The sequence below is a fragment of the Kitasatospora sp. NPDC091276 genome (assembly GCF_040684355.1).
GTDB lineage: Bacteria > Actinomycetota > Actinomycetes > Streptomycetales > Streptomycetaceae > Kitasatospora.
In genome coordinates this window covers 58,453-82,437 of sequence record NZ_JBFBFU010000021.1, presented here as the reverse complement: position 1 = coordinate 82,437, position 23,985 = coordinate 58,453, and the positions used below count along the sequence as shown (strand labels likewise).

26 protein-coding genes are annotated in these 23,985 nt (G+C 71.7%); 13 read left to right on the top strand and 13 right to left on the bottom strand.

Annotation, left to right across the window (positions count from 1 at the left end):
* Positions 1 to 61: 61 nt before the first annotated feature.
* Positions 62 to 1,009, bottom strand: coding sequence for an NAD(P)H-binding protein (locus AB0O19_RS25485; RefSeq protein ID WP_363622777.1), 948 nt, complete (start codon positions 1,007 to 1,009; stop codon positions 62 to 64).
* A 95-nt stretch (positions 1,010 to 1,104) separates the two neighbouring features.
* On the bottom strand, positions 1,105 to 2,148 hold the full coding sequence (locus AB0O19_RS25480; RefSeq protein WP_363622644.1) for a YafY family protein: 1,044 nt from the start codon (positions 2,146 to 2,148) through the stop codon (positions 1,105 to 1,107).
* Positions 2,149 to 2,244: 96 nt separating this feature from the next.
* Between AB0O19_RS25480 and AB0O19_RS25475 the strand changes: the two genes are divergently transcribed.
* Both AB0O19_RS25475 and AB0O19_RS25470 read left to right on the top strand, forming a co-directional pair.
* Positions 2,245 to 2,643 (top strand): VOC family protein, encoded by a 399-nt coding sequence (locus AB0O19_RS25475; RefSeq protein ID WP_363622642.1) that lies wholly within the window; start codon positions 2,245 to 2,247, stop codon positions 2,641 to 2,643.
* A gap of 183 nt (positions 2,644 to 2,826) precedes the next feature.
* Complete coding sequence (locus AB0O19_RS25470; protein WP_363622640.1) at positions 2,827 to 3,300, top strand: nucleoside deaminase; 474 nt, start codon at positions 2,827 to 2,829, stop codon at positions 3,298 to 3,300.
* Between the two features lie 268 nt (positions 3,301 to 3,568).
* Here the strand turns inward: AB0O19_RS25470 and AB0O19_RS25465 are convergent, their stop codons facing one another.
* Both AB0O19_RS25465 and AB0O19_RS25460 read right to left on the bottom strand, forming a co-directional pair.
* Entirely contained in the window at positions 3,569 to 3,937 is a 369-nt protein-coding gene (locus tag AB0O19_RS25465; protein ID WP_063352503.1) for a hypothetical protein, read from the bottom strand.
* Between the two features lie 116 nt (positions 3,938 to 4,053).
* The gene (locus AB0O19_RS25460; RefSeq protein WP_363584330.1) at positions 4,054 to 4,506 is read right to left on the bottom strand and encodes an SRPBCC family protein; all 453 of its coding nucleotides are present in this window, start codon (positions 4,504 to 4,506) and stop codon (positions 4,054 to 4,056) included.
* Between the two features lie 406 nt (positions 4,507 to 4,912).
* On the opposite strand from AB0O19_RS25460, the gene AB0O19_RS25455 reads away from it, so the two are divergent.
* Positions 4,913 to 5,947 (top strand): mechanosensitive ion channel domain-containing protein, encoded by a 1,035-nt coding sequence (locus AB0O19_RS25455; protein ID WP_363622638.1) that lies wholly within the window; start codon positions 4,913 to 4,915, stop codon positions 5,945 to 5,947.
* 4 nt (positions 5,948 to 5,951) lie between these two features.
* Here the strand turns inward: AB0O19_RS25455 and AB0O19_RS25450 are convergent, their stop codons facing one another.
* On the bottom strand, positions 5,952 to 6,215 hold the full coding sequence (locus AB0O19_RS25450; RefSeq protein ID WP_363622636.1) for a hypothetical protein: 264 nt from the start codon (positions 6,213 to 6,215) through the stop codon (positions 5,952 to 5,954).
* Between the two features lie 183 nt (positions 6,216 to 6,398).
* Between AB0O19_RS25450 and AB0O19_RS25445 the strand changes: the two genes are divergently transcribed.
* Together AB0O19_RS25445 and AB0O19_RS25440 are read left to right on the top strand one after the other, a co-directional pair.
* Positions 6,399 to 6,704 carry a GNAT family N-acetyltransferase gene (locus tag AB0O19_RS25445; protein ID WP_350878943.1) on the top strand — a complete coding sequence of 102 codons (306 nt, stop codon included), beginning with the start codon at positions 6,399 to 6,401 and terminating at the stop codon, positions 6,702 to 6,704.
* Positions 6,705 to 6,821: 117 nt separating this feature from the next.
* On the top strand, positions 6,822 to 7,562 hold the full coding sequence (locus AB0O19_RS25440; RefSeq protein WP_363622634.1) for an SDR family NAD(P)-dependent oxidoreductase: 741 nt from the start codon (positions 6,822 to 6,824) through the stop codon (positions 7,560 to 7,562).
* A gap of 85 nt (positions 7,563 to 7,647) precedes the next feature.
* On the opposite strand, the gene AB0O19_RS25435 is transcribed toward AB0O19_RS25440, so the two are convergent.
* The 3 genes from AB0O19_RS25435 to AB0O19_RS25425 all read right to left on the bottom strand — a co-directional run bounded on the left by AB0O19_RS25435 (position 7,648) and on the right by AB0O19_RS25425 (position 9,980).
* Positions 7,648 to 8,631 carry an alpha/beta hydrolase gene (locus tag AB0O19_RS25435; protein ID WP_363622632.1) on the bottom strand — a complete coding sequence of 328 codons (984 nt, stop codon included), beginning with the start codon at positions 8,629 to 8,631 and terminating at the stop codon, positions 7,648 to 7,650.
* 444 nt (positions 8,632 to 9,075) lie between these two features.
* On the bottom strand, positions 9,076 to 9,510 hold the full coding sequence (locus AB0O19_RS25430) for a hypothetical protein (protein ID WP_363622630.1): 435 nt from the start codon (positions 9,508 to 9,510) through the stop codon (positions 9,076 to 9,078).
* Between the two features lie 47 nt (positions 9,511 to 9,557).
* Positions 9,558 to 9,980 carry a hypothetical protein gene (locus AB0O19_RS25425; RefSeq protein WP_363622628.1) on the bottom strand — a complete coding sequence of 141 codons (423 nt, stop codon included), beginning with the start codon at positions 9,978 to 9,980 and terminating at the stop codon, positions 9,558 to 9,560.
* Between the two features lie 224 nt (positions 9,981 to 10,204).
* Between AB0O19_RS25425 and AB0O19_RS25420 the strand changes: the two genes are divergently transcribed.
* The gene (locus AB0O19_RS25420; RefSeq protein ID WP_363622626.1) at positions 10,205 to 11,554 is read left to right on the top strand and encodes a hypothetical protein; all 1,350 of its coding nucleotides are present in this window, start codon (positions 10,205 to 10,207) and stop codon (positions 11,552 to 11,554) included.
* Positions 11,555 to 11,769: 215 nt separating this feature from the next.
* Here the strand turns inward: AB0O19_RS25420 and AB0O19_RS25415 are convergent, their stop codons facing one another.
* The 3 genes from AB0O19_RS25415 to AB0O19_RS25405 all read right to left on the bottom strand — a co-directional run bounded on the left by AB0O19_RS25415 (position 11,770) and on the right by AB0O19_RS25405 (position 13,554).
* On the bottom strand, positions 11,770 to 11,901 hold the full coding sequence (locus tag AB0O19_RS25415; protein WP_363622624.1) for a hypothetical protein: 132 nt from the start codon (positions 11,899 to 11,901) through the stop codon (positions 11,770 to 11,772).
* A 332-nt stretch (positions 11,902 to 12,233) separates the two neighbouring features.
* Positions 12,234 to 13,040 carry an alpha/beta hydrolase gene (locus tag AB0O19_RS25410; RefSeq protein ID WP_363622622.1) on the bottom strand — a complete coding sequence of 269 codons (807 nt, stop codon included), beginning with the start codon at positions 13,038 to 13,040 and terminating at the stop codon, positions 12,234 to 12,236.
* A 151-nt stretch (positions 13,041 to 13,191) separates the two neighbouring features.
* Positions 13,192 to 13,554 carry a MerR family transcriptional regulator gene (locus tag AB0O19_RS25405; protein ID WP_363584314.1) on the bottom strand — a complete coding sequence of 121 codons (363 nt, stop codon included), beginning with the start codon at positions 13,552 to 13,554 and terminating at the stop codon, positions 13,192 to 13,194.
* A 77-nt stretch (positions 13,555 to 13,631) separates the two neighbouring features.
* Here AB0O19_RS25405 and AB0O19_RS25400 point away from each other — a divergent pair, with 77 nt between their 5' ends.
* Both AB0O19_RS25400 and AB0O19_RS25395 read left to right on the top strand, forming a co-directional pair.
* Positions 13,632 to 14,909, top strand: a complete 1,278-nt coding sequence (locus AB0O19_RS25400; protein WP_363622620.1) for an MFS transporter — start codon at positions 13,632 to 13,634, stop codon at positions 14,907 to 14,909.
* Positions 14,910 to 15,331: 422 nt separating this feature from the next.
* The gene (locus tag AB0O19_RS25395; protein ID WP_363622619.1) at positions 15,332 to 15,976 is read left to right on the top strand and encodes a restriction endonuclease; all 645 of its coding nucleotides are present in this window, start codon (positions 15,332 to 15,334) and stop codon (positions 15,974 to 15,976) included.
* An 85-nt stretch (positions 15,977 to 16,061) separates the two neighbouring features.
* Here AB0O19_RS25395 and AB0O19_RS25390 read toward each other — a convergent pair whose 3' ends face one another.
* The gene (locus tag AB0O19_RS25390; protein ID WP_363622617.1) at positions 16,062 to 16,931 is read right to left on the bottom strand and encodes an NlpC/P60 family protein; all 870 of its coding nucleotides are present in this window, start codon (positions 16,929 to 16,931) and stop codon (positions 16,062 to 16,064) included.
* Between the two features lie 257 nt (positions 16,932 to 17,188).
* Between AB0O19_RS25390 and AB0O19_RS25385 the strand changes: the two genes are divergently transcribed.
* The 5 genes from AB0O19_RS25385 to AB0O19_RS25365 all read left to right on the top strand — a co-directional run bounded on the left by AB0O19_RS25385 (position 17,189) and on the right by AB0O19_RS25365 (position 22,852).
* Positions 17,189 to 18,100: a phosphotransferase gene (locus AB0O19_RS25385; protein ID WP_363622615.1), complete on the top strand. Its 912-nt coding sequence runs from the start codon at positions 17,189 to 17,191 to the stop codon at positions 18,098 to 18,100.
* A 196-nt stretch (positions 18,101 to 18,296) separates the two neighbouring features.
* Positions 18,297 to 19,517: a hypothetical protein gene (locus tag AB0O19_RS25380; protein WP_363622613.1), complete on the top strand. Its 1,221-nt coding sequence runs from the start codon at positions 18,297 to 18,299 to the stop codon at positions 19,515 to 19,517.
* Positions 19,518 to 19,702: 185 nt separating this feature from the next.
* Complete coding sequence (locus AB0O19_RS25375; RefSeq protein WP_363622611.1) at positions 19,703 to 20,632, top strand: ADP-ribosylglycohydrolase family protein; 930 nt, start codon at positions 19,703 to 19,705, stop codon at positions 20,630 to 20,632.
* A gap of 127 nt (positions 20,633 to 20,759) precedes the next feature.
* Positions 20,760 to 21,536 (top strand): hypothetical protein, encoded by a 777-nt coding sequence (locus AB0O19_RS25370; RefSeq protein ID WP_363622609.1) that lies wholly within the window; start codon positions 20,760 to 20,762, stop codon positions 21,534 to 21,536.
* On the top strand, positions 21,533 to 22,852 hold the full coding sequence (locus AB0O19_RS25365) for a nucleotidyl transferase AbiEii/AbiGii toxin family protein (protein WP_363622607.1): 1,320 nt from the start codon (positions 21,533 to 21,535) through the stop codon (positions 22,850 to 22,852). The genes AB0O19_RS25370 and AB0O19_RS25365 overlap by 4 nt, the downstream gene beginning before the upstream one ends.
* A gap of 131 nt (positions 22,853 to 22,983) precedes the next feature.
* Here the strand turns inward: AB0O19_RS25365 and AB0O19_RS25360 are convergent, their stop codons facing one another.
* Positions 22,984 to 23,862 (bottom strand): alpha/beta hydrolase, encoded by an 879-nt coding sequence (locus tag AB0O19_RS25360; protein WP_363622605.1) that lies wholly within the window; start codon positions 23,860 to 23,862, stop codon positions 22,984 to 22,986.
* Between the last annotated feature and the right edge of the window lie 123 nt (positions 23,863 to 23,985).

Below are 23,985 nucleotides of genomic sequence, written 5' to 3'. Positions count from 1 at the left end.
GCGGCCGCTCCCCCGGCACCCGGCCGGCTACGGTCGCCGGGCGGCTACGGTTGCAGGTCGGCTACGGTCGCCGGGCGAGCAGGTCCTTGATCACGGTGTCGAACCCCCGTGGGGGGCGACCGAGAAGCTCGGCGACGTCGTTCGTCGCCCGGTCGTACCGGTTCTCGCCGTGCAGCCTGGCCATCGTGGCGATGTGGTCGAACACGTGGTCCGGCAGGCCTTGGCTCTTGAGGTCGTGCTCCAGCCACTCCTGGTAGGGCACGTCGACGTAGGTCACCTCGCGGCCCAGGGCGGCGGAGAACTCGGCCGCGATGGCCGTCATGTCGCGGGATCGAGCCCCGGTCAGTTCGTGGACGCGGCCGGTCCGGGGGGAAGGATCGAGCAGGAGTGCGGTGACGACCTCGGCCACGTCGGCGGCCGCGACCGGTGAGGTCCGGGCCGAGCCGAAGGGGAGGCGGATCGTGCCGTCCCGCCGGATCGAAGCGGCCGCCACCCCGGTGAAGAGCGGATTCTCCATGAACACGGTGGGCCGGACGTGGACGACCGGCGCCCCGGACCAGTCGAGGACGTGTTCGGCGAGGTAGTGCAGTCGCTGCTGCCGGGACTCGGCGTCGCTGGTGAGGTCCATCTGCGAGACGGTCATCTGCGAGATGCTGACCAGCAGTTCCAGGCTGACGCTCTCCCGGGCGGCGACCGCCACCGTCGCCGCGGCCTCCAGGTAGGCGGACGACACGCTCATCCCGAAGTAGGCCCGGTGGCAGCCGGCCAGCGCCCTGACCACGTCCGCCCCACGGGTGAGGTCACCGACCATCACCTCCACGCCGCCCATCGTCCTCAGGTCCGAGGCCCGTTCGTCGTCGTGGTGTACGAGAGCCCTGACGGGCACGTTCTGCGCCCGCAACCCCTCCAGGATCCTTCGCCCGACTCCGCCGACCCCACCGCCGGCGCCGGTGACAAGGACAGGTTCTACGAGCACGACGATTGCCTCCCACCTACCTGACCGGGACATCCGGTGCACTGCCAACGCTCCCGCGCCGGGAAGGTTCCGCGGGTCCTTGACGCCAGGGCGGGCGCGTCGGCGTCCGTGAGGGCAGGGCGGGCGCATCAACCTCCGATCCGGTCCGGATCGCGGGCCTGGCGAGCGGAGGCGGCGAGCCGGTCGGCGAGCGCGATGACGAGGCCGCGGAGTTCGTCCGGCCGCTCGATGACGAACGGCCGGTCGAGCGAGGCGAGGACGGGGGGCAGCCAGTCGAGCCGCTCCGCCCGCAGTTCGACGTGCAGCCACCGCTCGGTGTGCGGATCCGCGCCGTCCACGGACGCGGGTACGGGCTCCTCGATGCTCGCGACACTGGCGGGGAGCCGGGCGCGGATCTGCTCGACCGTCCCGTGGATCCGCAGGGTCACTTCGTACCGGTACGCGGCCTTGGCGAGCCCGGACAGGACGCGCTGGGCCGGATCGAGCCCGGCGGGCGGCTCGAACGAGCCCGGCAGGGGCCTCGCGTCCGCGACGCGATCGAGCCGGAAGGTCCGGTCCTGGCCGGCCCCGGGATCGATCTCGGGATCGGCGCCCGTGACGTACCACCGGCCCGCGTGGGTGACGATCCCGTACGGGTGCAGCGTGCGTTCGCTCCGCCGGCCGTCCCGGGCGGTGTACCTGATCGAGATCGGGCGGCGATGGCGCACCGCGTCGGCGACGGCGAGCAGGACGCCCGTCTCCGGGGTGGCCGCCTCGCCGGGCTCAGCCGTGAAGGCGAGGGATTCCAGGACGGCGTCGAGCCGACGGGCGAGGCGCTCGGGCAGTGCCCGGCGGATCTTGGCCGCCGCCGTCTCGCCCGCGGTCTCGGTCGCGGTCCCGGTCGCCGTCAGCAGCCCCGCCCTGCGGCCCGCGACGAGGCCGAGCAGCACGGCGAGTGCCTCGTCGTCGTTGAGCATGAGCGGAGGCAGGCGGTACCCGGGGGCGAGCCGGTACCCGCCGTAGCGGCCTCGGACCGCCTCGACGGGGATGTCGAGGTCGACCAGGTGGTCCACGTACCGCCGCACGGTGCGCCCGTCGACGCCGAGCCGGTCGGCGAGTTCGGCCACCGTCCTGATGCCGCCCGACTGCAGGAGTTCCAGGAGGGTGAGCACACGGCTGGTGGGTCGGCCCATGTCCACGAGCCTAGCGCTGATACCGGACCGATTCTGTCCACTATTTCCTCTACCGTCCGGGGTGCAACGGCTTCACCGACCCGAGGAGAGAGCACCATGGACTTCGTTTCGATCCGGATCATCACGGGCGACATCGCACGCCTCGTCGGCTTCTACGAGCGGGCCACGGGGGTGCAGGCGCACTGGTCCACCGAGGACTTCGCCGAACTGCGGACCGCCGGCGGGACCCTCGCGATCGGCAGCACCCGGACCGTGGCGCTGTTCGCGCCCGGCTCCGCCCGTCCGGCCGACAACAACAGCGTGATCTTCGAATTCCTCGTCGCCGACGTGGACGGCGTGTACCGGAACCTGACCGGCTTCGTCACCGACTTCGTGACCGAGCCCACCACGATGCCCTGGGGCAACCGGTCGCTCCTGTTCCGTGACCCCGACGGCAACCTGGTCAACTTCTTCACACCCGTCACGCCGGCGGCCGTCGAGAAGTTCGCCCGCTGACGACAGCACGGCCGCCCGGGCGGGAGCCGGTCCCCGCGGCACGCTCCGCACCGGCTGGCGGGCCCGGGCCGCCGCCGGGGGTGGTCGCGGGCGGAGGGCGGGTGCGGCAACCTGGTACCACCGCCCCGCCCGACCGCGACACCATGGGGCCCGCCCCACCGCCGATCCCCTGAGGAGCACGTCATGACCGACCGCACCCGCGAGCACCTGCTCGCGGCCATCGAGATCGCGGCCGACGCCCGGGCGCACGGCAACCACCCCTTCGGAGCGCTGCTGACCGACTCCGCCGGGAACGTCCTGCTCACGGCCGAGAACTCGGTGCTGACCGACCGCGACGTCACCGCCCACGCGGAGACCAATCTGGTGCGGCAGGCCTCGCGCACCCTGGCCCCGACGCAGCTCGTCGACGCCGTCCTGTACACGAGTACCGAACCGTGCGCGATGTGCGCCGGGGCGATCTACTGGAGCGGCATCCGCAAGGTCGTCTACGCGCTCGCAGGGGCGGAGCTGAACGCCATCGCGGGAGTGGATCCGGAGGAGCCGGTGCTCGACCTGCCGTGCCGCCAGGTCTTCGCCGCCGGCGGCAGCACCGTGGAGGCGTCCGGCCCGCACCTCTTCGAGGAGGCCTCCGCGGTGCACACGGGGTACTGGGGGTAACGCTCTGGCCCACCCCGGGACTCCTCTGTCCGGCTCGTCAGTCCGGCGGCTCGGGCGGGCGGGGCAGGCCCGGCTCGGGCTCAGGCCCGGGCGGCGCGGGTGACGGCGTAGCGGGGCCCGGGAGCACCGGATCCGGCGGCGGCTCGGGCACGCCGGGCGGCAGCGGAGGATCCGGCACCACCGGCGGACTGACAGGTCCGACGGACTGGGACTGCGGCTGGGGCTGGAGCTGCGTGGAACCGTACGGCATGACTGCTGCTCCCTTTCGTCAGAAGATCCGACCGCCGTAGAACGGGTCGTAGTAGAGCCCGTAGCGGTCGCGGACGTCGGCCGACACGTCGGCCGCGCCGTCGTCGAGGCCGGGACCGTTCCTGATGTCGTCCTTGGACCGGTCGACGTACACCTTCTGCTCGCCGATCTCGATCCGGATCACGGTGCCGGCGGGCAGGAGCACCCGCCTGCCGAGGATCCACGGACCGGTGTCGACGACCAGGTGCTGGGCGCCGACCGCCTCGGACAGCTTGTCGATCTTGCCGATCGCTCCGTCGGTGGCCTCGACGTGGAAGCCGATGAGGTCGGTGCCCGCCGTGTGACCGGCGGTGTCCCGGAACTCCCAGATGTTGACGCGATCACTCACGACCGTCTCCTTCCGTCGTCGGGTCTGGCTGTCAGGTCTAACTGCCTGATCGGTCTGCCTGATCGGGCTGTCGGATCGGGCTGCCGGTACGCTTCGGCTGCCCCCGATCCGGAGGTTCATGCCACCGTGTCGTCGACCGTGGCCCCGACCGGTCCGCCGCCCTCCTCGACGTGGCGCTTGAAGTCGGTCAGGTCGTCGATCACCCGGCGGTCGACGAACCCGAGCGCCTCGGCGAGGTGCTCCCAGAGCCCGTGCGGTTCGACCTCCAGCTGGAACATCACCCGGGTGGCGGCGTCGCCCACGGCGTGGAAGGTGACCACGCCCTGGTGCCGCACCGGGCCAGGGCCGCTGTCCCACGCCACACGATCGTTCTCCACCAGCTCCGTGGTCACGGCCGTGAACTCGCGCGGGCCGGCGGCGGTCCGGACCACCCAGCTGGTGTCCTGGCCCGACCGGTCGACCCTGACCACACCCCGCATGAACTGCGGGAACTCCTCACACCTGACCCAGCTCTCGTAGACCGTGCCGAGCGGCGCCGCCACCTCGACGGACTCCTCGATCCGGTGCATCGCTCCTCCTGACATGTCGGTGCCCGCCCGGGCCGGCGGGCCTTCAGGCTCCGGCTGCCCCGTTCCCGGGCCGATATGCACCCCGGCTGAACCCTCGACGCGGCCCCTCGTCCCCCTCGTCCCCCTCACCCGTCTCCCCCGCCTCGTCCACCTCGTCCACCTCGTCCACCTCGTCCACCTCGTCCACCTCGTCCCCTCGTCCCCTCGTCCCCCTCACCCGAACGGCCCATCGCCGTGGTCGGGCCCCCACCTCACCTCCGGCAGGTGTGAATCCCGCCGAACGGGAAAACGGGGTCCGGGAAGCGGGCCCGGGGAAGGCCGGCCCACAGCGCCGCGCTGCGGCCGTCGCGGAGGGAGAGCGAGCGTGTGGTGGAGCCTGTTCCGTCTGCTCCTGGCAGGTGCGGGGGTGGCCCTGACCACCTACGTCCTGGACCGGACCGCCGAACGGCTGGTCCGCAGATTCGCCCCGCACCGGCCGGGCAGCGTCATGCCGGGGATGCTGCGCAGTTGCCGGCGACCCCTGGTCACCGTGCTCGCCGCCTCGCTGTCCCTCGCCGTCCAGCCGTGGGTCGGCGGTTCGCCGGAGACCCGGGAGCAGCTGCACCACCTCCTGGTCCTGCTGGCGATCGCCTCCGGCGGATGGCTCGGCGCCCGGGTGGTCGGGCTCGTCGTCGAAGGCGCCGTCCGCCTCGCCGTCCACCGCCGCGACCCCTCCTCGGCCGGCCGCGCCCGCACCCAGGCGGGCCTGCTCGGCCGGATCTGCCAGGCGATCATCGCGATCGCCGCCCTGGGCGCGATGCTGATGACCTTCCCCTCCGTGCGCGGCATCGGGACCAGTCTGCTCGCGTCCGCGGGCCTGGTCGGCGTGGTCGCGGGCATCGCCGCTCAGAGCGTGCTGGCCAACCTCTTCGCCGGGGTGCAACTGGCCTTCGGCGACCTGGTCCGGATCGGCGACGTGGTCGTGGTGTCCGGCGAGTGGGGCACCGTGGAGGAGATCACCCTCACCGCGGTGGTGATCGCGACCTGGGACCAGCGCCGCCTGGTGATGCCGATGTCCTACTTCGCCGGCCGCCCGTTCGAGAACTGGTCGCGCCGCTCCAGCCGGATCACCGGCACCGCCTTCCTCCACCTCGACCACCGGGCCCCGGTCCCCCTGCTGCGCAAGGAGTTCGACGCGTTCCTCGCCGACAGCCCCCTCTGGGACGGCCAGGGCAGCGCCCTACAGGTCGTCGACACCACGCCCACCACCATCGTGGTCCGGCTCCTGGCGACCGCAGCCAACGCCGACGACGCGTTCTCCCTCCGCTGCCAGCTCCGCGAACACCTGGTGACGCACATCTGCGAACACCACCCCGAAGCGCTCCCCCGGGTGTCCGTCACCCCGGCGCCCCGGACCGGGCCTGACACCCCGCGCGCCCCCTTCCCCCCATCCGCTCAGTAGTCACTCAGTAGTCACTCAGCAGGGCACGCACCCGTCGCAGCTCCTCCGGACCGACCGTGCTGTGCCAGCGGCCCGGGTCCGCCGGACGCCGCCCCCACAACAGCAGGACGCGCACCGCGGCGTCGCTCTCGATGGTGGCCGGGCCCTCGGGCGGGGCCAGGGCGATGGACGCGCCGCCGGCGTCCGCGGTCACCAGGACGTCGTCGGTCCCGGGGACGCGCAGGCGGGCCTCGACGCGCCCCCCGGGCCCGAGGTCGAGTCCGGCCATGCCCCGGGCCAGCAGCGGCCGGCCGACTGTTCGGCTGCCGGACGTTCACCTGGCGCCCCAGCCTGTGTCCGTCGGCCCTCGTGGTGACCAGACGACAAATGTTGATTCTTAAACTATAGTGGCGATGCCGCGCCACCCCGCCACCGGCCCTCCCGGGCCGCCCCCCATCTTGCGGAGGAAACCATGGACCAGCTCGTCACCGACAACACCGAGAAGTCGCGCTTCGAGATCCAGGACGGCGGAGAACTCGCCGGCTTCGCCGAGTACCACCGCTCCGACGACGAGATCGCCTTCATCCACACCGAGATCGACCCCCGCTTCGAGGGCCGCGGCCTGGCCGGCCGACTGGCACGCGCGGCACTGGACACGGCCCGCGAGCAGGCACTCGCCGTCCTGCCCTACTGCCCCTTCATCCGCGGCTGGATCACCAAGCACCCCGAGTACACCGACCTGGTCCCCGCCTCCCACCGCGCCCGCTTCGGCCTCTGAGCCGCCCGCCGGCCGCCGCCCCGGCGAGAAGCGGGAGACCCCCCGGCCCCGGATTGCCAACTCCCCTGCCGGAGAGGCGGCTTGCCGGACGCGATGACGCCTCGCACAATCACTGTTATGTCCACAACCAACTCGGGAAGTCACGCCGCGCCGCCCCCGGCCCCGGCCCCTGGCAGGCGCGTGCTCCTGATCGGCGCGTCCCGGGGCCTGGGCCTCGCCCTCGCCCAGGAATGGGCGAGAGCCGGCTGGCAGGTCGTGGCCACCGTGCGCGGCTCGGGCCGGACCGGGCTGCACGAGCTCGCCGACGCCCACGCCGGGCAGGTCGAGGTCGAGACCGTCGACATCACCGAGCCCGAGCAGGTCGCGGCGCTGAGCGCTCGCCTGGCCGGCCGGACGTTCGATCTGCTCTTCGTGAACGCCGGCGTCACGAACCAGCCCGAGGGCACGGTGGCGCAGACCTCCACCGAGGAGTTCGTCCGGGTCATGGTCACCAACGCGCTGAGCCCGCTGCGCGTCATCGAGGCCCTCCAGGACCTCGTCGAGCCCGCGGGCACGATCGCGGTGATGTCCTCGGGCCAGGGCAGCGTGGCCAACAACGAGCGCGGCGGCCACGAGGTGTACCGCGGCAGCAAGGCCGCGCTCAACACGTTCATGCGCAGCTACGCGGCGCGGCACAGCGGCGAACCCCGGCCCCTGGTCCTCATGGCCCCCGGCTGGGTGCGCACCGACCTGGGCGGCTCGGACGCCCTGCTCGGCATCGACGAGAGCATCCCGAACGTGGTCAGGACGCTCGACGCCCTCCGGAGCAGCCCGGGCCTGCACTACGTCGACTACCTCGGCCGAACCGTGGCCTGGTGAGCGCGGCGCTCCGGAGCACCACGGCGCGGATGGGCTGCGAGTCCGACCCGACCGTCGAGCCCGCGCAGCAGCCTGCTCCCCTCGCTCAGGAGGGGAGGGACGCGAGCCAGTCGGTCAGGATCCGGTTGACCTCGGTGGGGCGTTCCTGCTGGACCCAGTGCCCGCAGCCGTCGAGGATGTGGCAGGAGAGCAGGCCGGGCAGGGTCGCGGGGTAGGCCGCGATCGCGTCGGCCAGCCAGGTGGTGGAGGCGTCCCGGCTCCCGCCGATGAACAGGGACGGCTGGGTGACGGGGGCGCCGTCGAAGTCGGCGAGGTCCTCCCAGTCCCGGTCCATGTTCCGGTAGCGGCCCAGCGCTCCGCTCATGCCGGTTCGCTCGAACTCTCCGGCGTAGAAGTCGAGTTCCTCCGCGCTGAGCCAGCCGGGCCGCCGTCCGACGGGGAACCGGTCACGAAGTGTCCCGCCACGGCTGACGAAGTGCGGGTCGGGCGCGCCGGCCGCCGGCATGGTGTCGGCGGACAGCGCGGCGTAGAAGCCCGCGAGCCAGCCGCGCACGTCCGGTTCGATCTCGGCCTCGGCCCGACCCGGCTCCTGGAAGTAGGAGACGTAGAACTCCTCGTTGCCGCCCAGTTGCCCGAAGACCTCGCCGGGCCTCGGTCCGCCCCGCGGGAGGTAGGGAACGCTCAGCAGCCCTACGGCGCGGAAGACGTCCGGTCGGATCAGGGCGGAGTCGGCGGCGATGGTCGAGCCCCAGTCGTGGCCGACGATCACCGCGGACCGTTCACCCAGGGCGTGCACCACCGCGACGTTGTCCTCGACCAGGTCGAACATCCGGTACGCGGTCACCTCCTCGGGCCTGGAGGAGCGCCCGTACCCGCGGACATCGATGGCGACCGCGCGGTATCCGGCAGCGGCCAGCACCGGCAACTGGTGGCGCCAGGAGTACCAGGACTCCGGGAACCCGTGCAGCAGCAGGACCAGCGGCCCGGTGCCCTGCTCCACCAGGTGGATCCGGCCGGCTGGCGAGGGGACCAGCCGGTGGGTGGGGCCCGTGGTCCGCGACGGTGACATGTGTCCTCCTGGGATCTCGATCCGGCGTACACCAAGTTCGGTTCGGCAAGCTGATGTTCGGCGGCACGATGACGATGCGGTGCCGATTCAGGTGCCGACGCAGTGCCGATCATGCTGCGCGCACACCGAGGAGGGCGAGGCTTGTTGCCATTTCGGCAAAGCGGCCCGCGCCCCGCCCGTGGCGATGCTCCGATCGGTCACCCCGATGGCCCACACAGCTACGCCCTCGCGAGCAACGCGCTCAGCCGGCCACCGCGGTCTCCCCCGCACCCGCACCCGCACGCACCGCCCAGACCGACGCGGTGTGCCGCTGTTTCTCTCCACCCGGGCACTGTCAGGGCATGGGGTTCTCCCGTGACATCGCCGCCGGCTCGTCGACGCCCCCAACCGGCCGGGTCGTCGTGGACGACTACCCGATCATGGGTGCAATCGTTCTCCGAGCCCCTACACCCTGGAGAAGACCCGCTGCGCGCTCCCCCGCGGCTGACCGCCCAGGCTGGCCACCGCCCCCTTTCGTCCCTCCTGCAGATAGATCTCGCAGTCACCCCCGGAGTAGTAGTCCCGCAGCACCACGAAGACCCCCGATCCCGCGTCGTCCACACTCCCGGTCCGCCAACTCCCCTGGTACTCCCCCAACACCGCACCCTGCCCGACGGGATCCTTCGCACAGAAGTACCCGTCGAGCCGCACCTCGCCGAGCCGACCCCCCTCCCGCAGTTCGATCACCTCGTCCCGCGACGCCCAACGCCCCACGTAGTCCTTCGGATCCGGCCCTCCCGACCGGGCCTTCAGATACCCCGCCAGGCCGGCGATCAGCAGGACACCCGCGAGCAGGACGGCGCCCTCCCGGGACTTCAGGTACTTCCATCGACCAGCCACAGCTCCCCCTCGCTCGATGCCGCCGTACTCGAAATCACCGCGGCATCTCAGCCCTTCTCCATGACGAACCCCTTGGTCGCCAGAAGCCACAGGTCCTTCCCGTTGTCCATGGCCGTCAGCCAGATCCTGCAGTTGCCTCCCCCGTCCTTACGGGTCGCCGTCACATACACCCCACGACCGGCGTCATCGAGGTAGGACTCCTTCCAACTCCCCTCCAGTTCCGTCGGCTGCGCCGGATCGGCCGCCGCGCTGTTGCACACGTAGGCCGGCACCTTCGCGGACCCGACCCGTCCGTCCGGGAGGAACTCGAACACCGCCGTTCCACCGCTCCATCGTCCGACCGGGTCGGGCACCTCAGGCCAGGAAGGCCGGAACGTCAGCCACACGACCACGCCCACGCCGAGAACACCGAGAGCCCCACCCAGCACGCCGAAGAAGACGCGCCGTCCCCTCGCCACACGATCCTCCATCGAATACCTGATCGATCACTCTGCATGACATCAAACACCGAGGACAGTAGTGACCGGTGCCCCGTCGCAGCGAACCTTGAGCGCGTCTCACCGATGTTTGACGGACCGCGGGGCCCAGTAGTTCTCGCGACTGGGCCTACCCGTGTGCTTCTGTCGCGCACCTGCCCATTCTTGACGCTTCGGACACTATCCCTCTTGTTGGCATGTACGCGAGAATCACTCGGGTGAACATCATCAGCGAACACTCAACGCCCCGCGGACGAGCCCGCCGACGGGGAGCGAAGATCTCGCTCCTGCTCACCGCCCTTCTCGCCGGCTCCGCCCTCTGCCCGGCGACGGCCTCCGCCGCCGGGCAGGACCCGGAACAGATCTGTGGCCACACGGTCCAGGGCCGCATCCTGGAGAAGTACCGGGAGTACCGAACCACGCTCGGCTGCCCCCGGACCGACGAACAGACCGCTCCCAACGGGGTGGGCCGGTTCAGTGTCTTCGACGGCGGCTCGATCTACTGGAGCCCCTCCACCGACGCCCACGCCATCTGGGGCCTCATCCGCGACAAGTGGGCCGCCATGGGCTGGGAGAAGGGCTCCCTCGGCTACCCCACCAGCGACGAACTCTCCCTCCCCGACGGCGCCGGGAAGCGCCAGGTGTTCCAGGGCGGCTCGCTCTACTGGCATCCCACGCGCTCCAACGGCGTCCACCCTGTCTGGGGCCTCATCGGCCAGCGCTGGGGACAGGCGGGCTGGGAAGGCGGGGTGTACGGCTACCCCGTCACCGACGAACTCCAGCAGGAGGGCGTCACCCAGATGTTCGAGCACGGCCCCATCCGGTGGTCGCCGAACGAGACCGCGAACCCGCTGATCCCCCGCGCGAACGCCCAGTTCTTCCAGGGCAGCCCGGCCCCGGGCGATCTGAAGGAGAGCGCCACGCTGCTGCCCAAGGGCCCCGACCGGGGCGTCGTCGTGGTGCGCGGCTACATCGGCGACGACGGCAGCCCGATCAACCACGTCCTGGGCAACCACCGCCTGTGGAGCACCGAACCCGAAGCCAGCTCCAAGGTGGCCATCGCCTGGGACACCGCCACGGGCCAGGTCGGGATCTACGTCGACCAGTCCTGCGTCGGGGATCTGACGTGCCGCAATGCCAAGCCTCTGGTGCGTACCGAGCACGCCAAGGTGGTCCAGGACGACCGGGCCCCGCAGAACGAGTACTGGGCGGAGCCCTACGGTGACGGCGGCATCCGGGTGGACGTGTCAGCGGTCAACTCGTTCGTGGACGTCCCGGGCTCGCAGTACGCGGATCTCGGCCGGATCAACGCGACGTTCCACATCTACCCGCACGGCTACGACGACAAGAACAAGAACTTCACCGGCTTCGACGTCGACACGAACAAGGACAAGTACCCGTCCTGGGAGGTCCTGCGCTACCCGCGCCTGCTGGAGAACTCCGGTTCCCCGCAGGCTCTGTGGCAGGGCGCCGTGTGGCAGGGTTCCATCACGGACCTGAAGGCCCCGCAGCACCTGTGCTACCGGAACGACCCGGACCACGCACCCGTCAACATGACCTGCAACTGATCAACGCGGGAGGCCGGTCCGTCCGGTCTCCCGCTCGGTCCGCCGGCACGATGCACGCCCTGGCGCAGTGGGCGCCGATTCCGGTGCTGCGGAGGTGGCCGGGCGCGGGCCGGCAAGCCTCGGTCAGCGCACGATGAAGGCCTCGGTGACGTGCACCGCGGTGCGCCTCCCTGCCCGACGGGAAGGAAGGGGCACCGCGCGTCACGGCCGGCCGCTCAGCACCGCATGGCTTCGGCCTTCTCCAGGGCGAGTACTTGGAGGCTCCGCGGTACGGCGACCGTGTAGACGGGGTGGCGCACACCGTCGCCCGCGAGAACAGCACCGGGTCTCGCAGGGAAGCACGTCATGCGACTCATTCTCCTCCTACCGTCCAACTCATCGCTGCCAGCGCCGGATTCACGATGACTGTGACCCTACGGTTCGTCGATGCCCTCGACCGCCCCGGGGCTGCCGTAGAGCGGCCGGCCCCCCACTCGTAGGCGGTGACCGTGGTGGCGAGCCGGCGACGAGGTCGGGGTTCGGGCGGACGGTCACCGGGGCGACCGGGTAGCGCAGGAACCAGCCGTCCACCAGCGCGGCCACACCCGGGTGTTGCCGTCCGCCGAGGACGGCATCTTGCCCGTGGTGTGCCAGGTGTGCGAGGAGTTCAGAAGTCTGAACGGCCAGAGCGCCGCCCCGCTCACCGGCGGGCAGGTCGGGGCAGTTCGTCGAGCCAGGCGCCGATGAGGCCCTGGACGGTCTCGGCGCACTCGACCTGCGGGTTGTGGCCGACGCCGTCGAGCACCGTCGCCGCCATCCGGGGGTAGTGGTCGAGCAGGGCGAGTTGGTCGCGCCAGCCCACCAGGGCGTCCTGCCGGGTGGTGACCAGCAGGTGCCGGCCCTGGTGCTCCGGCGCGCGGTGTTCGGGCCAGTGCGGCAGCAGGAAGTCGGCTTCGAGTTCGGCGGCGGCCGCCGGGTCGTGCGCGCGCCATCCCGGCCGGACGTACTGCTCGAAGAGCTTCCAGTTGCGCGCGGTGTGACGGGCCATGACGAGGCCGAAGAGTTCGCGGTCGGCGGGCGGGAGCCGGTCGAGGAGCTCGTCGTCGCGCTCGGCCACGGTCACGCCGGGCAGGGTCCGGCCGGGGCCCCAGTGCACGACCGGTACGAGCAGCGCCGAGCCCAGGACCTGCGCCCCGAACCTCGCCGTCACCGCCCGGGCCAGCTGTCCGCCGAACGACTGCCCGAGCACGGCGAAGGGCTGCTCACCCAGTTCGGCGTGGATCCAGTCGAGGACGGCGTCGGCCAGGGTGGCCGCCGAGGTCGTCCCCGGCAGCCGGGGGCTGGTGCCGTGGCCGGGGAGGTCGAGGTAGAGCCGCCGCCACCCGGGGCGGTCGGCGAAGGCTGGTTCGACGGGGAGCAGGACCCGGTGGTCGACGGTGTAGCCGTGGATCATGACGAGCGGTGTGCCGTCGCCGAATTCGAGGTGCCGGATGGCGGAGTCGGTCATGACGGAAGGGTCCAACCATCACACCAGTGGCAAGGTCAAGCCGACCGCCCGGCAGGCCGACAGGCCGCCCGCGGCGCGTCCCGACGTCGGCTCACACCTCGGACACACCCCTCAGGCTCACACCAACAGACACACACCTCGGGCTCACGCCTCAGGCCCGGCTCTTGACCTCGGTGAGGTACTCCCGGATGGCATCACGGTTACGGGTCAGGCACTGGATCCGACGGGTCATCCGCTCCGTCTCGGACTCCAGGGTGCCGATCATCTCCGGTGTGGCGTCGGCGAAGTGGATCGTCCGCGGGCTGTCCAGGCAGGGCAGGATCTGCCTGATGATCCGCGTGGGCAGTCCGGCGTCCAGGAGTCCGCGGATTTGCAGGACCCGGTCGACGAGGTAGTCGTCGTAGGCCCGGTAGCCGTTCGCCTCGCGGTGCGCGGTGATCAGGCCCTGCTGCTCGTAGTAGCGCAGCAGGCGCGGAGGAGTGTCCGTCAGCCGGGCGAGTTCGCCGATACGCATGTGACCACCCTCACGCCCGACCGGTGCCGTTCCGGGCTGGACCTTGACATGGATGTCAAGGATAGACGATCGGGCCCATGCCCGAACTTCACTCCCCCAGCCCCTCGAACCCGCCCGCCACCCGGCTTCCCCAACCCTCGAACCCGCCCACAACCCGGCTGCCCTGGCCGAGCCTGCTGGCCCTGAGCACCGCCGGATTCGTCACCATCATGACCGAGGCCCTGCCCGCCGGCGTGCTGCCCGCGATGAGTGCGGACCTCGGCGTCAGCCAGTCCGGCGCCGGGCAGTCCGTCACGCTCTACGCGGCCGGTTCCATCGCGGCCGCCATACCGCTGACCGCCGTTACCGCCGGCTGGCCGCGCAAGCGCCTGCTGCTGCTGTCCGTCGGCGGCTTCGCCGCGGCCAACGCCGTCACCGCGGTCTCGACGAACTACCCCCTCACCATGGCGGCGCGCTTCGCCGCGGGCCTGGTCGCAGGCCTGCTCTGGGCCCTGCTGGCCGGGTACGCCCGCAGCATCGTCGCGCCGGAGCAGCGCGGCAGGGCGATGGCCGTCGCCATGGGCGGCTCGACGGTCGCCCTGTCGGTGGGCGTGCCCGCCGGCACCCTGGTCGCCGCGCTGGTGGGCTGGCGCACCACCTTCGGACTGATGAGCGCCGTCGCCGTGGCGCTCGCCGTCTGGATGCTCGTCGCGCTCCCGGCCGTCCCGGGGCGGCCCGGCCACGCCCGCACACCCGTCCGGCAGGTGCTGCGCACCCCGGGGGTGGCGGCCGTCCTCACCGTCACGGTGGCCTTCGTCCTCGCCCACAACCTGCTCTACACGTACGTCGCGGCGCTGCTCGCACCCCTGGGCCTCGGCGGCCGGACCGACACCGTCCTGCTCGTCCTCGGGCTGTCCTCCCTGGTGAGCATCCTCGGTACCGGGGCGCTGATCGACCGCCACCTGCGCACCCTGACGATCGCCGCCTGCGCCCTCCTCTCCGCCGCGGCCCTGTCCGTCGCCGCCGCCCTGCTCACCGGCACCTCCTGGCCCGTCTACGGCAGCGCCGCGGTCTGGGGCCTCGCCTTCGGTGGCGCCGCCACCCTCCTGCAGACGGCGGTGGCCGACGCGGCCGGCCCGGCCGGGGACATCGCCCAGTCCCTGCTCGTCACGTGCTGGAACCTCGGCATCGCCGGCGCCGCGCTCGCAGGCGGTCTCCTCCTCGACCACGGCGGCCCGAGCACGCTGCCCTGGTCCGCCCTGGCCCTGCTCGCCACCGCCCTGACCGTCACCGTCGCCGCCCACCGCCACGGCTTCCCCCGCCCCACCGGCCGCCCCACCGGCCACCCGAGATCCCCAGTACCGCACTCACGCTGACACCGAACTGCATACACCCACTCCTGGTGACGACCCGAAACGCTCTGTGAGCACGCCGGAAGGCATGCGCGGCGGTGGTGGACTTCGGAAACCCGGCTCCCCGGCGACGCGCACGAGTGCTCCCGCTGCTCCGCCCTGGCTCTGCGCGCCCGCGCGTTTCGCCAGACCGGGCGCACCCCAGCGGTGGCGTCCCGACACCGGGCCTTCGGCCGCCGGGTGGTCAGCCTCCGGGTGGTCAGCCTCCGGGGATTCGGCCGCCGGGGGTTCGGCCGCCGGGTGTTCGGCCGCCGGGTGTTCGGCCGCCGGCCGCCGAGATCCGGACAACTCGGGCCCGCAGCCGTCCGAATTCGCCGGGATCGTCGGCGGCCGGACGGCGGCTGCTTCTACGCTCGCGTCCACACCGTGGTCCGAGGGGGGACGCCGTGGCCCGTAGGCCCGTACGACGACGCCGGTCCGCTGCCGCCCGCCGCGCGCAACAGGCCCGGGACAACGCGCTGACGCTGGGCATCGCGGCTCTGGTCGCGGTCGCCGTGGTGTCGCTCGTGCTGACGTGGCTGGCCCGCCACCTGCTCCTGGTCGCCGCGCTGCTGGCCACCGGCGTGGCGGTGGGCGCCGTCGTGCTGCGCCTGCGGCAGCTGGCCCGGCGGCGGGAGCTGGCTGCGCGCACGGCGCAGCTGCGGCACATCGGCCCGTTCCTGAGCATGACTCCGAAGGCGTTCGAGCACGCGCTGGCGGACCTGTGCAGGCGGGACGGCTGCACGAAGGTGACGGTGGTCGGCGGGGCCGGCGACCTCGCGGCGGACGTCCTGGCCACCACCCCGTCCGGGCAGCGGCTCCTCATCCAGGCCAAACGGTACGGGCCACGGACCTCCGTCGGCTCCCAGGACGTCCAGAAGGTCAACGGCACCTACTGCGACGTCCACCGCTGCGACCTGGCGGCCGTGGTGACGACCAGTTCGTTCACCAAGGCCGCCGCCGCGTTCTGCGCGAACGTCGGCATCCACGCCATCGACCGGCGGGCCCTGGCCCTGTGGGCCGAGGGAACCGGCAAACCCCCCTGGGCCTGACACCTGACCGCCCGGGCCCGCACCGTCGTGGGGCTCGGGCGGCCTCGTCGCGCGCCTGCGCCGTCCTGGCGCGTGTGGGCGTGGGTCAGGTGGTGCAGGTGGGGACGTTGTCGAGCCAGGCCGGGCCCTGGACGTAGATGTTGCTGATCCAGCCGCGGTGGTCCGGCAGGTACGACCAGGCGTCGTTGACGTAGCCCTCGGCCTCGACCTTCTCGGCGTGCTGCTGGCACTGGATGCGGACCGTCGTGGGGCCGGGCAGGACGGCGACGGGCGGGTTGGCGGTCGACGGGGTGGGGCGGATGTTCACCCCGCTGCTCCAGGTCCGGCGCTCGGCGCCCGCGGGGACGTCCGGCGTGTAGCGCAGGGCGCCGGCGTAGTCGGCGGCCGTGTGGCTGGAGAAGTCGGAGACCATGAGGCGGGTGTCCGATTCGCGGGCCTCGACGATCTTTCCGCCGCCGAGGTAGATCGCCACGTGGTGGACGTGGGACAGGCCCCAGAAGACCAGGTCGCCGGGGCGCAGCACACCCTGGTCGCGGCCGAGTTGCTGTCCGGGCAGGCGGGAGATCTCGGCGGCGTCCTGCTGCCCGACGACGTCGCTGCCGACGGCCTGGGACCAGGCCCAGCGGACGAAGCCGGAGCAGTCGAAACCGACCCGGAAGGGGTCGTTCCCGGAGCGCTCGGGGTCGCTGGGGTCGACCTGGCCGTACGTCGCACCGGGGGTGGTGCCGTGCCCGCCGCCCCAGGTGTACCAGGTACCGGCGGCGACCTGGCCGCAGGCGGCGGCGATGGCCCGGCCGGCGGCCTCCGATATCGGGGCGCCCTGCGCGGCACACGCGCCGTCGGCCGGCCCGGACGTGGCGTCGGCGCGGGCCGGGGGCGTCACCGCCGCCAGCAGGGCGACCACCAGGCAGACCAGCAGACTGGCCAGAGCGATACCACGAGTGTTCGTTCTCAACGGAGGTCCTCTTTCACCGAGCCGGGACGAAGCTGAACGGAGCGGAACGGAGCGGAACGGGTTACGGGACTGACCATCCTCCTGCGGAAGCCCGGCATCAACGCCCCTGCCGAATCGGACAGTTGACGAAACACCGTCGCCCCGCCCCCAGACGGGCCCCTCGCTTGTCGGGGCAGAGGGCGTCCTGATACGCCACCTGTGAACGTTCACCGCGCGCCGGTACCGTCCTTGTAACAGCGCGGTCCTGCGGGGCCGGTGTGGCCGCGATCTCGGGAGAGCAGCCGCGCTTGAGGAGCACCACACACATGATGAGGACCTTCACCAAGACGTTCGCCGACCCCCACACCCAGCAGCGCTCCCTGGCCCACCACCGCTGGATCGCCCGCACCAACCCCGACGTACGCATCCCCCACGTCGTCCACGTCCACCCCACCGCGATCGACTACGAGCACCTCGACGGCCACCACGGCACCCCCGACGACCTGCTGACCCTGGCCGACCTCCTCGGCCACCAGCACACCACCGCCCACACCCGCGACCTGCACGCCGCCCACCTGAACACACCCCACACCAGCACCGACGACACCAGCACCGACGACACCAGGACCGACGACACCAGGACCGACCGCACCGGCCACGACCACACCAGCGGCTCCGTCACGACCGCCGACGTCACGATCGACGACTTCGCCGACAGCCGCCGCGAGCGCCTCCACCGGCTTCTGGCCACCGGCACCGTACCGTCCCCACTCCTGACCCCCGGCGCGATCGACGACTGGCTGGAGCAGGCCGCCACCATGCCCGCCGCCTTCTACAAGGACGCCAACCCGCGCAACTTCCTCATCACCGACACCACCGTCGCCGTCGTCGACTTCGACTCCCTCACCCTCGCTCCCTTCGGCTACGACCTCGCCAAGATCATCGTCACCATCTCCATGACCGCCGGCCCCCTGCCCGAGAACACCATCCGGCGAGCCGTAGCCGCCTACAACCGCCATCCCGAGCAGCGCGGTCTTCCCGGATGCTCCTGGCGCGAGTTCGCCGCATGGTGCGAGTTCCACCACATCCTCACCACGCCCCACCACGGCACCAACGGCTACCGGTACAGCTGGCACGCGATCAGGCCGGCCTGGACCACCGACATCCTTCGGAACTCCGACAACAAGTGAACACCGTGACGAACAGCAGCATGACGCTCTATTCGGTCTATCAACCGACAATGTGACACATCTGCGTGGTGATCCGATTTCAGACGGTGATCGACACGTTCTCGACAGTCCCACCGATCCACTCATCGCGCACGGGCCCTTGCCGCCACGCTGTACCCGCCGCCACCCCTACGGGTGCGCGAGATCAGGAGGGGACATGGCGAGGGGCACCGCCCACCAGGTCGAACTGCTACGCGCAGAAGTCGGGACGGCCCTTCAGGCCGGCCTGGAGGAGATCCGCAACCACACCGACAGCCTCCGGGCCGAACTCACCGCGACGCTGGCGGCCGGCCTGAGCGAACACCGCGACGAGTTCTTCGAGGCGATCGCCAGAGGGCAGCAGGAAACCAATCGCGCCCACCAGGACAACCGCAGCCTCCACCGCCAGTTGGGCAACCTGCGCAACGAACTCAGCGCTCGGCAGAACAGTGGCCGCGCCCCCCTGGACGGCGGCCCCGCCGAGGCGCCTCGGCCCGCCGTCGACTCCCCCGAGGCCGTGGGCCAGCCCGCGGAGGCCGCTCCGGAGATCGAGGGCCCGGACGAAGCCGCTCACCCGCCCGGCGGTGATGCCGGCAGCAGCAACTCCCCCGGTACCAACGAGCTCCCCGACGCCGAGCCCCCGACATCCGGGCAGGCCGCGCAGCGGGCCGCAGAGCCGGCCACCCCCTCCGTGACCGGCGAGGCCGCGGAATCCGACAGCGAGGAGACAACCGTGTCCGAGACCACCCCTGCCGACGACGCGCCGACCGCCCCGCACGTCCTCACCGAGGACCAGCTCAGCCAGATCGCGGCCGAGGTCGCCGCCCGACTCACAGACCTGTTCCGTCCCTCCGGCCCCACAGAGCAGGACACGAAGGTCGATCTGGAGGGCACGGAAGCAGTCGCGCCGGACCAAGCCGTCATCGACGACCTCCCGAGCGGCCGCGCCGACGACGTGTCCGGTCTCATCCCGGAGCCCTTCGTCTGGGAGAACCACGTCAACACCCTCCTCAAGGCCGCAGCCGTGAAGACCGTCGCGATCTCCTGCCACCCCGAGACCTGGGACTTCCTGGCCGCCCAGGCCGAGGGCGCCGACCACTTCTCGAAGCCGGTCAACGACGGCAACGAGGACACGATCCTGTCCGGCCCCAGCACCATCGCCCTCCTCAACGCCCTCCGGGAAACCGCCTACAACGGAGTCGGCAGCGGCAACGGCAACGGCAACGGCAACGGCACCAGCATCGGAACGTGGGCCCTCGCCGTCACCAGCTACGAGCGCATCGCCGCCGTCATCAACAGCACCCGCCCCGCCGACGAGCAGGCCGGCAACGACCGCCTGCACCAGCCGCACATCGTCCTCGACGACCGCAGCACCGACAACTCGTCCCCCACCGGCTGACCCGCCGACACAGCCGGGGCCTCGACCTCAGCGGACGGCACCCAGGATCGATTCCGCTGGCCGACGACGCTCGGCAACAAGACAGCAGGTCACGGGCTCACCGGGATCAACAGCCGAACGAGTGGCAGAACGTCACCAACCGCCTGCCCGACGCCTGGCACCGGCCGCACCGATAGCCTGCACGAATGAAGCGGATTCAGCGGACTGCTGGCGTGGTGGTCGGCTCGGCTGTGGGTGACGCGCTTGGGGCCCCTTTTGAGTTCGGCCCCCAAGGAGCGTTCTCCGCGCGGTTCCCCCTCCCCGGTGCCGGTGCTGAGATGTGCGGAGGTGGCGGCTGGGATCCGGGCGAGGCCACGGACGACACGCAGATGGCCGTGATGGTGGCGGAGTCACTGGTCCAGCGGGGAGGGCTGGACCTGTCGGACATCTTCGACCGCTTCCAGCGGTGGGCGGCATCCGAACCCAAGGACATCGGCTTGCAGACCGAGGACGTCCTCACCAACGGCATGCCCTGGGATCTGGCCGCCGCGATCCACTTCCAGGTCAACCTGCGGGCAGCAGGTAATGGCTCGTTGATGCGGGCATCGACATCCGCGGTCCACTTCGCACGTGCGGGACAGGCCGCCACCATGGATGCCGCTCGGCGCATCGCCGCCCTCACCCACGGCGACCGCGCCGCCTGGGAAGGCACCGCGATCTTCCACGAACTCATACGCGTCACGCTGGAAGACAACGACGCCCTCCGCGCGCTCCCTGACGTTCTGGCGCTCATCCATCCCGATCACCGCTCGCGGTACGCGACGGTCCTCGATCCCGACTGGCACCCGGACCAGGCAACCGAGTTCAACGGCGCCGTCTGGCCCTGCCTGGGGTCAGCGGTCTGGGCTCTGCGCACCACGACGAGCTTCGAGGGCGCGCTGCGCGCGGCCGTCGACCTGGGCGGCGACACGGACACCGTCGCCGCGGTCACCGGCGGGCTTGCGGGTGCCCGTTACGGACTGGACGCGATCCCCTCCCGGTGGACCGAGCCGCTGCACATCCCGCTACCGGGTTCCGGCGGACGGGTCCTACAACTGTCCGATCTCCTTGATCTGGTGGACGGCCTCGGGGGCTGACCTCGCCCGAGAACCCGCGGCGCGCCACCGACCGGGTATGACGACAGGACCGCGACCGGTCCGGCGAAGGCTCGCTGCGCACCAGGGCGCGCGGGGCGTTGTCATAGGGGCTTGGCAGGATGCTCCCATGCTCGCCATCCGTCCTGACCAACACCGCGACGACCGGTCCGGTCCTCCCGACCTCCGGGGTGACTTCGAGGTGCACCTGACCGTGGAGCCCGGCGCCGCCGAGGCGCTGGCCGGGTGGGCCGACGGTCACGGCCTGAAGTTCACCCACATCCTGCTGGCGCGCGGTGCGGCGCCCTCGCAGCCGATGCTCACCCTGCGCGCCAACGGCTCGTTGGACGAGGTCACTGCGGCGACGTCCCGCACCACGGGCCGGCTGGTTCGGGCCGGGTTCACGGTCCTGCGGACGAAGATCGAGGCCACGCCGTGGGCGGAGGGCGTTCCGGTCTCGGACGAGGACGCCGTACCGCACGGGGCGCGCCGGTACTTCGAGCACCACGTCAAGCTGCTGCTTCCGGGCCCGCTTCCCACGGCCGGCCTCACCGACCCCGCCCGCCTCGCGGACCTCGCCGAGTTGGCCGTCCGCCACGGTGCGCACCTGTCGCACAACCCGCGCCGGATACGCGACGACGGCCGGCGCGAGTGGTTCGTGACCCAGCGGTGCCGCCTGGTCGGCCTGAGCACCGCGGGCCGTCGGCTGGAGGCGCTGCTCCGGGGCCTTGCCGCCGGCGGTCGCGAGGTGGTGTCGGTGGAGCGCGAGTTCGTCGCCGTGGACAGCGCCGAGGCCCTGGACGAGGGATGGATCAGCGAGCACGAGCAGAAGCACGAACGCGAACACGAACAGAGGCACGAGCACGAGCACCGTGCCGGACCGTACCGAGAGGGAGACCCGCGATGACCGAGGACCAGCCCCAGTCACCAGTGGCCTGGGAGGAACTGACATACGGGCCGTGGCAGGGCGTCCTGCTTCCCCGGCAGCCACCGCCGGAGGACGTCCGCGAGGACCGGGGCCTGCCCAGGAGCGTCCGGCCGATCGACGACGAGGCGGTGAGCCAGCAGCCGGTCTTCGACCCCGCCCTCGCCGGGTACACCCGGGCCCTGCGGCCCAGTGAACCCGCCTTCACCGACCCTCAGCTCGCCCAACCGTGGCTCGCCGCGCGGCGCGAGGCGCTCAACACCGTGCTGTCCGCCGTCGCCGGCTCGCAGTGGGCCGAGCATCTGGTCCTGCGCGGGAGCGTCCTGCTGCGGGCCTGGTACGGCGAGCAGGCGCGGGAGCCGGGAGACCTTGACTTCGTGGTCCGTCCGACGGACTGGCAGCTGGAGGACGAGCGCACGGACCGCATGTTCGAGGAGCTCGCCGCCGACGCCGAACGGCTCTCGGGCGCGGTGCGGCTGCACGCGGACCAGGCGGTCAGCGACGAGATCTGGACGTACAGCAGGATTCCCGGGCGTCGGCTCGTCCTGCCGTGGTCGGCACCCGGCGTCCCGGGTGGGACCGTCCAGTTGGACTTCGTCTTCACCGAACACCTGCCCGTCCCACCGGAGTCCTACCAGCTCCCCGGCGTCACGGGCCGGTTGTTCGCCGCCACGCCAGAGCTCTCCCTCGCGTGGAAGATCCTCTGGCTGGCCTCGGACGACCACCCCCAGGGCAAGGACCTCTACGACGCAATCCTGCTCTCGCGCACCGCCGAGGTGCCCTACGACCTGCTGCGGCAGGTCTTCACCCAGTCCGACGAGACCTGGTCGCGCTGCCCGCTCCTCCCGGAGCAGATCGCCGAACTCTACGCCGACTGGGACGAATTCGCCAAGGACTACCCGCAGTTCGCCGGACCCGTGGAGGAGTACCCGGCGCAGTTGCTCGCCGGGCTCCACGCGACCTTCGCCGATCACGGCGAGTACGCACTGCGCGCCCAGTGGCTGGCCCCGCTGATCGAGGAACTGCGGGAGGTGCTGGCGCGCGAGGGCATGGACGAGGTCCAGCAACGGATGTCCCGGCGGTACATGGCCCCGGACGACTCCCTGGTGATCATCCGCGAACTGCTCGGCGGCGGCATCGGGGGCAACCTCGGCGGCAACCTCGAAGACGCCCGCCGCGCCGTCGCCGCCCGCCTCGGCGACGAACCGGACCGGATGACCCGCATACTGGCGGAGGCCGCCGCCCGCTACGCCGCCGAGCTCGCCGACGACCAACCGGCGGACGGCACCCACAACTGACACCGACCCGGGCAGTACCCGGCGCCGGAAGAGGAACCCGACCACCGAAAACCCAACTCGCCGACCGACCGTGGCCCGGTCGGTCGGTCAGTCGGTCAGTCGGCCAATCGGCGAGCCGGGGAACGGGAGGTTCAACGCGCCAGCAGCTCCCGGATCGCCTCCGCGATCTCGTCGGGCGCCTCCTCGGCCATGAAGTGCCCCGCTCGGGTCAGCCGGTGGTCGAGGTCCGGCGCCCACGCCTTCCACACCGCGGCCGCGTCGTAGCCCAGCTGCGCGCCCCAGTCCTGCTGGACGACCGTCACGGGCATGGCCAGCTGCGACCCCGCGTCCAGGTCCGCTCGGTCGTGCGTGACGTCGATGCCCGCCGAGGCCCGGTAGTCCGCGACGATCGACGTCACCGCCGCCGCGCTCGCCCGCAGGTACTCGGCACGGACATCCTCGGGAACGGCGGTCGCGTCATTGGCCCAGGAGTCGAGGAACGAGCCGAAGAACGCGTCCGCGCTGTTGGCGATCATCGCCTCCGGCAGGCCCGGCGGCTGCGCCATCAGGAAGAGGTGGTAGCCGACCGCCGCCGGGACGCCGTGCAGGACGTTCCACATGTCGAGGGTCGGCACGACGTCGAGGATGCCCAGGTGCGTGACGGTCTCAGGGTGGTCCAGCCCCGCCCGGAAGGCGACCAGGGCGCCCCGGTCGTGGCCGACGAGGGCGAAGCGCTCGTGGCCGAGGGCGGCCGCCAAGTTCACGACGTCGGCGGCCATGGTGCGCTTGGCGTACACCTCGGGGTCGGTGGCCGTCGGCTTGTCGCTGGCGCCGTAGCCCCGCAGGTCAGGGCAGATCACCGTGTGTTCGTCGGCGAGCCGCTCGGCAACGTGCCGCCACATCAGGTGGGTCTGGGGGAAACCGTGCAACAGCACGACGGGGCTGCCGCTGCCGCCGACGGCGGCAGCCAGCTCCACCCCGTCCGCGCCGGGCAGGCGGACGTGATCGAAGCCGGGAATGGTGAGCGTCATGAAGGGCCGTCCTTGTCGGTCGGGGGGCTGACCGGACCAGCCTGGGCGACGGCGATCAGCAACGGATCAGTACCGGTCGCCAGTACGTGCCGGTCACTACGGACCGATCGCTACAGACCGGTC

Excerpts from the sequence above, each read along its gene's own strand:
- AB0O19_RS25485 (WP_363622777.1), bottom strand. The coding sequence starts at position 1,009 with ATGTCCCGGTCAGGTAGGTGGGAGGCAATCGTCGTGCTCGTAGAACCT.
- AB0O19_RS25480 (WP_363622644.1), bottom strand. The coding sequence starts at position 2,148 with ATGGGCCGACCCACCAGCCGTGTGCTCACCCTCCTGGAACTCCTGCAG.
- AB0O19_RS25475 (WP_363622642.1), top strand. The coding sequence starts at position 2,245 with ATGGACTTCGTTTCGATCCGGATCATCACGGGCGACATCGCACGCCTC.
- AB0O19_RS25470 (WP_363622640.1), top strand. The coding sequence starts at position 2,827 with ATGACCGACCGCACCCGCGAGCACCTGCTCGCGGCCATCGAGATCGCG.
- AB0O19_RS25460 (WP_363584330.1), bottom strand. The coding sequence starts at position 4,506 with ATGCACCGGATCGAGGAGTCCGTCGAGGTGGCGGCGCCGCTCGGCACG.
- AB0O19_RS25450 (WP_363622636.1), bottom strand. The coding sequence starts at position 6,215 with ATGGCCGGACTCGACCTCGGGCCCGGGGGGCGCGTCGAGGCCCGCCTG.
- AB0O19_RS25445 (WP_350878943.1), top strand. The coding sequence starts at position 6,399 with ATGGACCAGCTCGTCACCGACAACACCGAGAAGTCGCGCTTCGAGATC.
- AB0O19_RS25440 (WP_363622634.1), top strand. The coding sequence starts at position 6,822 with ATGTCCACAACCAACTCGGGAAGTCACGCCGCGCCGCCCCCGGCCCCG.
- AB0O19_RS25435 (WP_363622632.1), bottom strand. The coding sequence starts at position 8,631 with ATGTCACCGTCGCGGACCACGGGCCCCACCCACCGGCTGGTCCCCTCG.
- AB0O19_RS25425 (WP_363622628.1), bottom strand. The coding sequence starts at position 9,980 with ATGGAGGATCGTGTGGCGAGGGGACGGCGCGTCTTCTTCGGCGTGCTG.
- AB0O19_RS25415 (WP_363622624.1), bottom strand. The coding sequence starts at position 11,901 with ATGACGTGCTTCCCTGCGAGACCCGGTGCTGTTCTCGCGGGCGACGGT.
- AB0O19_RS25410 (WP_363622622.1), bottom strand. The coding sequence starts at position 13,040 with ATGACCGACTCCGCCATCCGGCACCTCGAATTCGGCGACGGCACACCG.
- AB0O19_RS25405 (WP_363584314.1), bottom strand. The coding sequence starts at position 13,554 with ATGCGTATCGGCGAACTCGCCCGGCTGACGGACACTCCTCCGCGCCTG.
- AB0O19_RS25400 (WP_363622620.1), top strand. The coding sequence starts at position 13,632 with ATGCCCGAACTTCACTCCCCCAGCCCCTCGAACCCGCCCGCCACCCGG.
- AB0O19_RS25380 (WP_363622613.1), top strand. The coding sequence starts at position 18,297 with ATGGCGAGGGGCACCGCCCACCAGGTCGAACTGCTACGCGCAGAAGTC.
- AB0O19_RS25375 (WP_363622611.1), top strand. The coding sequence starts at position 19,703 with ATGAAGCGGATTCAGCGGACTGCTGGCGTGGTGGTCGGCTCGGCTGTG.
- AB0O19_RS25370 (WP_363622609.1), top strand. The coding sequence starts at position 20,760 with ATGCTCGCCATCCGTCCTGACCAACACCGCGACGACCGGTCCGGTCCT.
- AB0O19_RS25365 (WP_363622607.1), top strand. The coding sequence starts at position 21,533 with ATGACCGAGGACCAGCCCCAGTCACCAGTGGCCTGGGAGGAACTGACA.
- AB0O19_RS25360 (WP_363622605.1), bottom strand. The coding sequence starts at position 23,862 with ATGACGCTCACCATTCCCGGCTTCGATCACGTCCGCCTGCCCGGCGCG.